The 10,632-nt window shown below is 41.3% G+C and carries 10 protein-coding genes; 8 read left to right on the forward strand and 2 right to left on the reverse strand.

The window, feature by feature from the left end; translation table 11 throughout:
* Nucleotides 1-268, reverse strand: a 268-nt coding sequence (locus BP621_RS04285; RefSeq protein ID WP_292388144.1) for an FmdE family protein, incomplete at its 3' end; no start/stop codon positions are given.
* A gap of 946 nt (nucleotides 269-1,214) precedes the next feature.
* On the opposite strand from BP621_RS04285, the gene BP621_RS04290 reads away from it, so the two are divergent.
* From BP621_RS04290 to BP621_RS04325, 8 genes are all read left to right on the forward strand, one after another.
* The gene (locus tag BP621_RS04290; protein ID WP_292388145.1) at nucleotides 1,215-1,982 is read left to right on the forward strand and encodes a class I SAM-dependent methyltransferase; all 768 of its coding nucleotides are present in this window, start codon (nucleotides 1,215-1,217) and stop codon (nucleotides 1,980-1,982) included.
* Nucleotides 1,983-2,010: 28 nt separating this feature from the next.
* On the forward strand, nucleotides 2,011-3,648 hold the full coding sequence (locus tag BP621_RS04295; protein WP_292388146.1) for an ABC transporter substrate-binding protein: 1,638 nt from the start codon (nucleotides 2,011-2,013) through the stop codon (nucleotides 3,646-3,648).
* Nucleotides 3,649-3,768: 120 nt separating this feature from the next.
* Nucleotides 3,769-4,710, forward strand: a complete 942-nt coding sequence (locus BP621_RS04300) for an ABC transporter permease (protein WP_292388147.1) — start codon at nucleotides 3,769-3,771, stop codon at nucleotides 4,708-4,710.
* A 4-nt stretch (nucleotides 4,711-4,714) separates the two neighbouring features.
* A complete protein-coding gene (locus BP621_RS04305) occupies nucleotides 4,715-5,617 on the forward strand; it encodes an ABC transporter permease (protein WP_292388148.1) in 903 nt (300 codons plus the stop codon).
* On the forward strand, nucleotides 5,614-6,555 hold the full coding sequence (locus BP621_RS04310) for an ABC transporter ATP-binding protein (protein WP_292388149.1): 942 nt from the start codon (nucleotides 5,614-5,616) through the stop codon (nucleotides 6,553-6,555). Before BP621_RS04305 ends, BP621_RS04310 begins: the two co-directional genes overlap by 4 nt.
* A complete protein-coding gene (locus tag BP621_RS04315) occupies nucleotides 6,531-7,238 on the forward strand; it encodes an ABC transporter ATP-binding protein (RefSeq protein WP_292388151.1) in 708 nt (235 codons plus the stop codon). The genes BP621_RS04310 and BP621_RS04315 overlap by 25 nt, the downstream gene beginning before the upstream one ends.
* On the forward strand, nucleotides 7,235-7,996 hold the full coding sequence (locus BP621_RS04320; protein WP_292388152.1) for a class I SAM-dependent methyltransferase: 762 nt from the start codon (nucleotides 7,235-7,237) through the stop codon (nucleotides 7,994-7,996). Before BP621_RS04315 ends, BP621_RS04320 begins: the two co-directional genes overlap by 4 nt.
* Nucleotides 7,997-8,102: 106 nt before the next feature.
* The gene (locus BP621_RS04325; protein WP_292388153.1) at nucleotides 8,103-8,342 is read left to right on the forward strand and encodes an MTH865 family protein; all 240 of its coding nucleotides are present in this window, start codon (nucleotides 8,103-8,105) and stop codon (nucleotides 8,340-8,342) included.
* A 633-nt stretch (nucleotides 8,343-8,975) separates the two neighbouring features.
* On the opposite strand, the gene BP621_RS04330 is transcribed toward BP621_RS04325, so the two are convergent.
* On the reverse strand, nucleotides 8,976-9,377 hold the full coding sequence (locus tag BP621_RS04330) for a hypothetical protein (RefSeq protein ID WP_292388154.1): 402 nt from the start codon (nucleotides 9,375-9,377) through the stop codon (nucleotides 8,976-8,978).
* Nucleotides 9,378-10,632 lie beyond the last annotated feature (1,255 nt).

The following is a 10,632-nucleotide window of genomic DNA, read 5'->3' on the forward strand; positions in this document are numbered from 1 at the left end:
CATTGTTTCCGATGGTAGCTCCGGCAAGGATCTGGAATGGGTCAGGCATGCAGCTTTTGGTTTCGCAGGTCGCGTATATTCGCTCTCCATCCTGGACATTAAGCTCCTTCTTTGCAATATTGAGCATCTGGATACCGATTAATGCTCCGGAAGTAAGGAAGCCGTGAAAGGGGACGACCTTTTCGATCTGTGAAAGCAGCTCAGGATCCTTTACCTGCTTCAGAATCGTCTCCATCTGGTGTTTTTCTTCATCTGAATTTTTATACAATTTGTACACCACCGTGGGTTTCACCGTTATGTTTAAATAAACATAACGCTAAAGACGTTGAATACAAACAGGATGAACTTAAGACAGTCAGGGTTATCTAGAGGAATTATATTATTAGGACTTACGCGGTTGAAACGTGGATAGCGTTAAACCTTTAACTGTCTAAACTTCATCTTTAACTACGGCTCTTATTGTGCGTGATTTTGTCTTGTAGGTGCACAAGTCCCAATGTATATAATTCCAACATAACGCAGAAGGATACAGTGTATTTATAGGTAACTTTTTATAGGTAACTTTTTTACAGGAACTTACTTATTTTTTAAGTGATATCGGGAGAAATTTCAATATAAGGGATAGAACCTCTAATATTGGCTGGACACAGAAAAAAACACCAGCCAGAGCTCTATAGCTTCCAGATATGTAATGCTCAATATATCTAAAACTGGAAGACGGAGCCTCCGCGCTTAAAATATATATACATATCTTTTATAAAATTATCGATCAAGAAAAATTTTTTCTTCAAAAACAGGGTAACCGCAAAAACTTCTTATTCTAACCGGCCAGTTCTCCATAAGAAACAGGAATATGTTATCATCCCTGGAAAACCGATCTAAAATTTCCATTCTTTTTCTGTCCTGCACCCCGGCCTTTCTATAATCATCTTTCCACCTGTGGCAAATCAAAACAAGCCAGTTGCACAGGGAAAAACGAGGCATTGTCTAGTTCAACCACCATAGACGAGTTGTTCTTAACTCTTGTAAACCTGTCTGAGAGATAAATAAACGATCTTTACCGGCTCCTCGTAAGATCTACTCAAATATCCATATCTTTTTTGTAACCTTAAATAAAACAGAACAATCACTTAATGTTATTAATATACAGTTTTATTACAATTAGTGTTACAAAATAGAAAATTATTAATCATAAGATAATTAAGTACCTGTTAATGTCTTCTTCAGAAATCCAGATCAAAGAAATGGTAGCCCATAAATGGGACCTTGCATCCGAGACTTTTGATACTCATGCAGGACACGGGATCCAGAGTCAAAAAGAAAGAGACGCCTGGAAGCGCGCTTTCCGGGATGTCTTTCCGGAAAAAGGCTTGAAAATTCTTGATGTCGGCTGCGGGACAGGAGAATTAAGCTTATTGTTTGCTGAGATAGGGCATGAGGTCGCGGGAATTGACATTTCCAGACAAATGCTGAAAGTAGCAAAAGTAAAGGCTGAAGCCTGCGGAGCTGACATAACCTTTAGGGAGGGAGATGCAGAAAACCCTCCTTTTGATACATCCTCTTTTGACATTGTATTCAGCCGTCATCTTCTCTGGACACTCCCGAATCCAAAAGTAGCCGTAGAGAACTGGAACAGGGTTCTACGGAAAAATGGGAAGGTCGTGATTATCGATGGAGTATGGGATAAGGGGACCCTGGAATTCAGGGTTCGCAGAAACGCAGGTGCTCTTTTGACCCTGCTTCTTGAAAGAAAAGACCCCCGAAAAGGACACTCTGACTATTCCAATGAACTCAAAGCCCGGCTTCCGCATTCCGGAGGAGCTCCGCTTGAAAAAGTAAAGGAGTACCTGTCGAATTCGGGTTTTGAAAATATTCAGGTTTTTGACCTGAAAGAAGTAAGAGCTGCCCAGAAAGAAAAGATGCCGTTAGGTGAACGGATTGTACGCAGTTCTCAATACTATCTCATCTGCGGCCGAAAATAAAATTCATTAAAAAAGATGGTGTTCCAAAATGGAAAATAAAAACTCTCCCTTGATTATATTATTAATTATCCTGCTGACCTGCGCCATCCTGGCGACTTCCGGGTGCAGCAGTCCAGAAGAAAATGAAACGGACAACGCTGTCTCCGGGATGGAAGTTACCTCAGGATTGGAGGGCGCCTCCCAGCCGGAAGGAGGCTCTGACGATAATATCCTTGTACTTGGTGAGATGTGGAATATCGAATCGATTGATCCAGTTAATGGTGACGGTACCTTGATCTGCGAGAAAGCTGCAATAACCGAAACTCTCGTTGGTGCCAATGAAGATTTCTCGCTTAAGCCCGGGCTTGCAACTTCCTGGGAACAACTTGATGAAAATACCTGGGAATTTAAGCTAAGAAATAATGTTACTTTCCATGACGGAAGCAAAATGACTGCAAAAGAAGTAAAATTCACTCTGGAAAAAGTCATTTCGGAAAACTCGAAAGTTGCTTCCATGCTAAAGGTAGATTCTATAGAAGTAGTTGACAACTATACTCTTAAAATCAAAACCAAAGAAATCAATCCTATCCTTCCTGGAGTTCTCCATTATCCTGATACCGCTATAATAAGTCCCTCTTCTTATAATGAAAAAGGAGAATTCGTAAAACCTGTTGGAACGGGCCCGTATAAATTCGAATCCTTTGACGAACAGACCAGAGTTCTGACGGTTGTAAAGAACGAAAACTGGTGGGGAGGAGAAGTGGGGCTTGATAAAATGATCCTTAAGGGGATATCTGACCCAAACACAAGAGCAATGGCAATCGAAAATGGAGACGTTGACTTTACTGTCGATGTACCCTATAGTGAAACTGACAGGATTGACGCCATAGATGGCATTAGCGTAGAGAAGTACAAAACTCCCAGAGTTTACAAACTTGACCTGAATCTAAAGCATGAACCCCTTGAAGATGCCAGAGTAAGGCAGGCTATGTCCTATGCCATTAACAGGTCTGATATCGCAGAAAACGTACTATACAATGTGGGAGAAGCTGCTGCAGGTCCTTTCCTACCCACTATGGTCTGGGCAAATAAGAGCCTGAAGCCCTACAGCCAGAATCTTGAGAAAGCTGATGAGCTCCTGGCAGCTGCAGGTTGGGTGGACACTGATGGAGATGGAATAAGAGATAAGGACGGAAAACCCCTCAAGTTCAACCTGCTTACTTATTCGGCAAGGCCTGGACTTCCTCCAATGGCTGAAGCTATGGCTGCCCAGTTAAGGGAAGCAGGCATAGGCATAGAGACAGAAGTTATGGAGATGGGGTCAATCGATGATAGAAGGGAAAAGGGAGACTGGGACCTCTACCTTGCAGCTTACAATATTGCGATGGTCCCGGACCCAGAGTATATTCTTACAAACTGGTACATGACAAACGGAACTGACAATACACCAGGGTATTCCAATCCAAAAGTAGATGCCTTGATAACAGAAGCCAGAAAAATCACGGACCTTAAAGAACGCTATAAAAAGTTCAATGAGGTAGAAGCTATCGTTTATGATGAACAGCCCATGATCATAGTGGCTTACTACGGCTGTGCAATCGTAAAGAAAGACTATGTAAAAGGATACGTCTTCGACCCGACAGCTCACGACTACCGTATAAATGCAGATATGCATATCGAGAAGTAAAAACGGAAGGAAATCTCGAAAGGGTATGGCAGGCTAAACCGTACCCTTCGATTTTCCTTTCACTCGAAGTAACGCGGACAAGTCATAATTCTCGTTTTCTGTCTACATTGAGGAGGAAGAATGAAATATTTACTAAAAAGGGCGGGCTTCATGATACTTACGCTTTTTGCAGTTTGTGCCCTGACCTTTTTCCTTATGAATGTTATTCCAGGAGGTACGGCTGAGTTAGTTCTCAAGCATACTCTTGTGGGTCTGGAAGATAGCGTAAGCAAAGAACAGGTTAACCAGATATCAAGCAGATACAACCTTGACGATCCTCTATATATACAATTTTTCAGGTGGATTAAAGAAGCAATAGTAACAGGAGACATAGGAACTTCCTATGTTTTCAAAAAGCCAGTCCTTTATCTTCTGGCTTTACGCCTTCCAGCTACTATACAGCTCGCAGGGGTGAGTATGGTAATTGCAATACTTGCAGGAGTAAGTATGGGAATTTACTCAGCCCTCAAGGAAAACAGGATTTCGGATCACATTCTTAGAATTGTTACTCTTTTTGGGGTCTCAATGCCCGGTTTCTGGGTAGCTCTGCTTCTTATCCTGATCTTTTCCCTGAAGCTGAAACTCGCGCCTGTGGCAGGTTACGGGAGCCTGGAAAATCTGTTTTTGCCAGCAGCAGCTCTTTCTCTTCATTCCGTTGCTGCGGTTATGAGAGTTACGAGGATAAGCATGCTTGAGACTCTGGGACAGGAATATATCAGGTTTGCAAAAGCCAAAGGTCTTCCCTTATGGAAAATCGTAAGCAGGCATGCCCTTAAAAATGCCATGCTTCCTGTTATCACAGTTATTGGTTTTCAGATGGGGAGTTTGCTTGGAGGAGCTGTTGTGATTGAAAAGATCTTTGCCTGGCCAGGGATAGGAAGCCTGCTTGTGGACTCGATTTCGGCCAGGGATTTGCCTGTAGTCCAGGGCTGTGTGCTTGCGATAGTTACGATGTTTCTCTTTGTGCATTTCCTTGTGGATATGCTCTATACGCATCTGGACCCACGGATAAGGTACGGCTGATATTATGGACAATGTATTTGCTAATCGGCTAAGAAAAAAGAGTTTCTCGCTTCCGGAAGCTTACGGAAGTCAATTTGCAAAAAGAGTTTTTCAAAGAAAAGATATGCTTTTTGCACTGGCAGCCCTTTTGATTTTTGCCGGGCTTGCTCTTTTTGCTCCCTTTATTTCCCCTTACGACCCCAATGCAATTGACCTGAAAAACAAGAATCTGGGCCCTTCAGAGGAGCACATCCTGGGTACTGATTATCTTGGAAGGGATCTCCTGAGCCGAATCCTGATAGGGGCCCGGACTTCTCTTTCAATTGCTTCAGGAGTAGTGCTGGTTTCCCTGTTTCTGGGAACTGCCGCAGGCTGTGCAGCAGGCTATTATGGAGGCCTTGTGGATGAAAGTATCTCCAGGGTTATAGATATCTTCCTTTCTTTTCCCGGGGTCATCTTTGCCCTCACCATTATGGGGGCACTTGGGACCGGGATTTTCAACCTGATGCTTGCCCTCTCGATAGTCCACTGGGCAAAGTACGCCAGGATGATGAGGGGGCAGGTCCTTTCTATCAAAAAACAGGAGTTTGTCCTTTCCGCCATAACGGGAGGGGCCGGAGATTTTTACATAATCCGCAAGCATATTGTGCCTAATGCCATAGCCACTCTCCTAGTGCTTGCAACAATTGACTTTGGGCACGTAATTCTCTCTATTGCTACACTTAGTTTTCTCGGAATAGGGCTGCCTGCCGATGTGCCTGAATGGGGAGCAATGCTTTCCGCAGGAAAGGAATTCATGAGGACAGCTCCTTATCAGACAATCTTTCCCGGGCTTGCCATAACATTCATTGTGATAATTTTCAGCATCCTTGGAGACGGCATGAGGGATATCCTTGACCCAAACCACGAAGGAGGCGAAATCGATTGAGTCTGCTTGAAATAAGAGACCTTTCGGTTGAGTTCCCTGCAGGGGAGAACACTGTGAAAGCAGTTTCTCATGTCTTCTTTAATGTAAGGGAAGGAGAAACTTTCGGGATAATCGGGGAAAGCGGGTCAGGAAAATCTGTTATCGGTCTTGCCCTGCTGAGGCTTCTCCCGGCAAACGCGAATATTTCAGGAGCAGTGCTTTTTCATGGACAGGACCTTTTTTCCCTTAGACCTTCAGAACTCAGGAAAATTCGAGGAAAATGCATTTCTCTTATGCCACAGAACCCTGCCGGAGCCCTGAACCCTGTCCTGAAAAACCGGCTTCAGATAGAGGAAGTTTTCGAAGAAAGAGGAATTGACAAAAAGGAGGGGATGAAAAAATCGCTGAGGCTCATGAAAAAACTCCTTTTGAAAGATCCCGAAAAACTCTGCGACCTCTATCCCCATCAGTTGTCTGGAGGCATGAGGCAGCGTTTGGTCGCTTGCATGTCTCTTTCTTTTGAGCCCGAACTTTTGATTGCGGATGAACCTACAAAAGGGCTGGATCCCGAGGCAAAGGAAGGAGCAGTGGAGCTTTTTACTAAAATAAAAAAAGAGTATGGGAAGACAATGCTCCTGATAACCCATGATCTCGATCTGGCTCTTGAGGTTTGCGACCGGATAGCTGTGATGTATGCAGGAGAGATTGTGGAACTGGATAAGGCTTCAAAAGTTTTGGGCACACCCCTGCATCCCTATACAAAAGGGCTTGTTCGGGCTCAGCCCAGAAACGGGCTTGTTCCCCTGAGCGGGCAGAGCCCAAGCAGGATAAGCCTTCCTGAAGGCTGCCTTTTCCATGAGAGGTGCAGGTACTCGGGTATTGAGTGTTTCAGAAAACACCCTGAAATGAAAAACCATAAAGGAGGCTGGATCAGGTGTCACTTCCAGTCCTTGCAGTAAACGAACTGGCAATGAGCTTTGGGACTCTTGAGGTGTTCAGAAACGTCAGTTTTTCGGTATCTCGCGGAGAAACCGTGGGACTTTTCGGAAAAAGCGGGTCAGGAAAAACCACTATTGGTAAGTGTATTGTAGGGCTTGAAAGACCTACAGGAGGGGAAATCCGGGTTCAGGGAGAGAATATACTGAACATGGGAAAAAAAGAGTTTAGGAAATTGCGCCCTAAAATCCAGATGATTTTCCAGCATCCTGAGACTTCCCTTGACCCCCGCATGAAAGCCTTTGAAAACCTTATAGAGCCTCTGAAACTCCATTCCGGGCTAAAGCAAGAAGCTCTCCTGAAACGGGGAGAGGAACTGGCAGAGCTTACAGGGCTGCGCCCTGAACACCTTGCTCGTTATCCGGTTCAGCTCAGCGGAGGGGAAATCCAGAGGATAGTGCTCGCAAGGATCATGGCTTTATCCCCAGATTTTATAGTTGCTGACGAGCCAACTTCCATGCTTGATGTTTCAGTCCAGGCACAGATTCTACGCCTTATGCAGAAGCTTCAGAGGGAGACAGGCGTTTCCTACTTGCTGATCTCCCATGACCTTGAGGTGTTAAAGAAAGTCTGCCACAGGATTGCTTACCTCGATAACGGGACCATTACCTCAATTGAAAATATAAATAGAGGCGTTAAAATATGACCATTCAGGAAAACCAGATCAAACAGACCATTGCCCGTGTATGGGATGTCTCATCCGAAACCTATGATAGCCATGAAGGGCATGGGATCAAGAGTGAAGCTGAAAGAGAAGCCTGGAAAAATGTGTTTAAAAACCTGCTTCCTCCAGGCAGGCTGAAGGTACTTGATGTAGGCTGTGGAACCTGCGAAATCGGGTTGTTATTTGCTGAAATGGGACATCATGTTACAGGCCTTGACCTTTCGGGAAAAATGCTTGCAAAAGCCAGGGAAAAAGCTTCCAGAAGAGGATTTGACAGTATTTTCAAAAAAGGGGATGCTGAGGCTCCTCCTTTTAAGGCCGAGTCATTTGATGTTGTTGTCAACCGCCACCTCCTCTGGACCCTTCCGCACCCTGATACTGCGGTCCAGAACTGGAAAAAAGTGCTCGTGGAAGGAGGAAAGCTTATTGTTATTGATGGAGTCTGGAATGACGGTTCAATCGAAACAAATGCAAGGAGGCTTGTAAGTGACTTCCTCACTTTGCTTGTTGAAAGAAGGAATCCTAGAAAAGGGCATTACTCTAGAGAGATAGACAGCGAACTTCCAAACAGGCACGGAGTTCCTCCTGAAAAAATGCTTGAATATTTCAGGGCTGCGGGATTCAAAAATATAAAAGACCTCGACCTGAAAGATATCATGACCCTTCAGAAAGAGAACATGCCGTTCAGGAAACGGATAGCCTATAGCTACAAATACCATTTAATTTACGGGGAAAAATGAACCTGAAGGAAATGTGGAAATAAAATGAAAACAGGATTATGGGCAGGAGTCAATATTATAGGCTCTTTAAAGTGAGAAACAAAGAGACCAGTATTGGAGGGAAAAGATGGGTGTAAAGGAAGAAGTTTACGAACAGATCCTTGAAATACTTAAAGATGCAAAATTTCCCATAAATACGATGGATGAGTTGATTGCTGCTTTGCCCGAAGGGCTCGATACCACATGCCGAATAGGTGACGTTGAGGTTACTGCAAGAGAGGCACAAAGCCTGGTTACTGAAAAGGATTTTCCGTTGAAAGATGCAAAACATGTGGCAGATCTAATGGTTGAAAGAGCCGGACTGTAACTTGACTTTGTCAGATTCGAAATAGGCAAAGGAGGGAAATGAGAACAAAGTTTATAGAAAAAGCTCAGGTTTAATCTGAAGACAAAAATGGAGAAGTCTTCTATTTTTTTCGCTCCAGCTTTTTGCATGTTTTACAATAGTTCTCTATTCAGCAATTGCATTCATGCTTTTAATATCAAAAGCCTGGCTCCTTCCAAACCAGAAATAAATAGTAGAGTAGGAATACAATTCCAGTGATATCTGCATAACAGGAAAAAGGTAGAAGGGTGTGAATATATTTATAATACAAGAGATAATATTTAAGTAGAAATTACGCGCTTGAACTGAGAAATCAATAGCATGAAACACTAATATATCTGAATACTAATATTCATACAGATCTATGTGTGCTTTTATTTGTCCCTCAAGCGCGTAAAATCCTATCAGGAAATTACCTGGCAGTGTCGCAAATTTGCTGTAAATTTAAGTTAAGTTTTGTACGCTATGGATGAAATTGATCTCCACATATCGAATTTTCTATCCAATAACTTCTAGAAACTTATATTTATTCTATAAACTTATATTTACAGAAAAATTGGCACACTGTCTTTTATGGCCACCGTTTTCTTATTTTATAGTCAATTCTCACTGCTTTTATCTCTTATATTTTTGTTCCAGGAATTTATATTTGTTTAAATGGTTATTGTATTTGGTTTCCCATGCTTTATATTTGCTTAGACATTTGTTATATTTGGTTAAAAATTTATTATAGTTCTCGAGCCAGTTCTGATACTCTTTGTCAGTTTTATTTTTCTTGCTTAATTTCTTCTTCTGTACTTCCAACTTCTGTTTTTCTTTTTCTAATGTAACCTTCTCTTTTAATACTACTATTTTTTCGTTTTCCAATTTATCTTTCTCTGTATCTAACTTTGCCTTCTCTACTTTATATGTATCATTTGACCCTGCACTTACTGATGCAGCTGTCAATGACATTACAAAAAAGACCAGTGTAAACATACACATGAACTTTTTTATTCCGTCAAATTTTTTTCCCATAGTACTAATCCTCTTTTTGTTTTTAATTTAACACATTTAATCTAATTTTTAATATCATTTGTTACAGTTTTATTTCTATCTCCAAGGGACTCATGCATATGAGGTTCAAAATAAATCACGAACAAATCTGTTATACTTTGATTTGAATGGTTTACAATTCCCGCTATTGATTTCTCAGTTCAATAGCATAAGTCCTATTGTTCTATTGTCTTCCAATTGTCCTGCCAACCATCAAAGGTTGACATGTCTTAAATTAGCCGAAAAAAATATAAAAATACTTACATTCATCGAGTAATTATACTACTTGTATTTACAAAAGAAGCTTTATATTATACTTAATTTCAGATATACACTTTAATTGTGGTATTAACTCATTTTTAAATTCTCAAATTCCATATAATTTAAAAAAGCAGCATATTTTCCGAGATTTCAATTTTAACTTTAGTATGTTTTGCAATATATCTGTGTTCGGCAACAACATTGCTGCTTTAGGTATCCTCTTCAAAATGAGTGCATCAATACCCTTCTGAATAATTTAAGATCTTACCTTGAAACCATAATTATCTGAGATATCACCTTTCTCATTGACACTTACTTTAACATTGGAAACTATAGATCCTTAGGGGCGGGCTATCCTGCCCGCAGAGAACAAGCCTTACCTCTACATTCCATAAGCTGTCATCATCAAGAATGGCTTTATTATTGAGCCTATTCCAAAACGAGTATAATATGAGCTCATCCAAAAACTCAATATTTCTTCTTTGAATCCACATTTCGATAATCAGTAAGTTTCATACTACCTGATCTGAAACTTTACTGATTTTTGAGAGTAAAATTGGTTTTCGGATGAGCTCATAATTAGTTTTGCAGGTATCAAAAACTGCAGGAAATAAGATTGAAAAGTAGAGAAATAGCAATATTTTAAGTCAAAATATTGCTGCCAGGCAAGGATTTTATACTTTCAATTTGAGGGCAAAATCAAATGCGATGTTCAATGTAATAACACTTAATGTTAGAGAACTGATGTTTCATGCTTATTGGTTTATTAGTTGTATTGTACTGGTTATTCAAGACTTAAACATGGCTTATAAAACCTAAAAAAGATTCTTAGGTCCTATAAGCCCTATCCGAAAGCCTTTATCATCTATTTAGGTAAAGAGTGTATCAAATTTTTTATCGATTGTAACTCAAGATAGTTATAGCCTGGTCTTTGGTACATACTTGGTTACTGGCTTCTTGACTGGTTTGACTACTT

It is taken from the genome of Methanosarcina sp. UBA5 (assembly GCF_002505485.1).
Lineage (GTDB): Archaea > Halobacteriota > Methanosarcinia > Methanosarcinales > Methanosarcinaceae > Methanosarcina.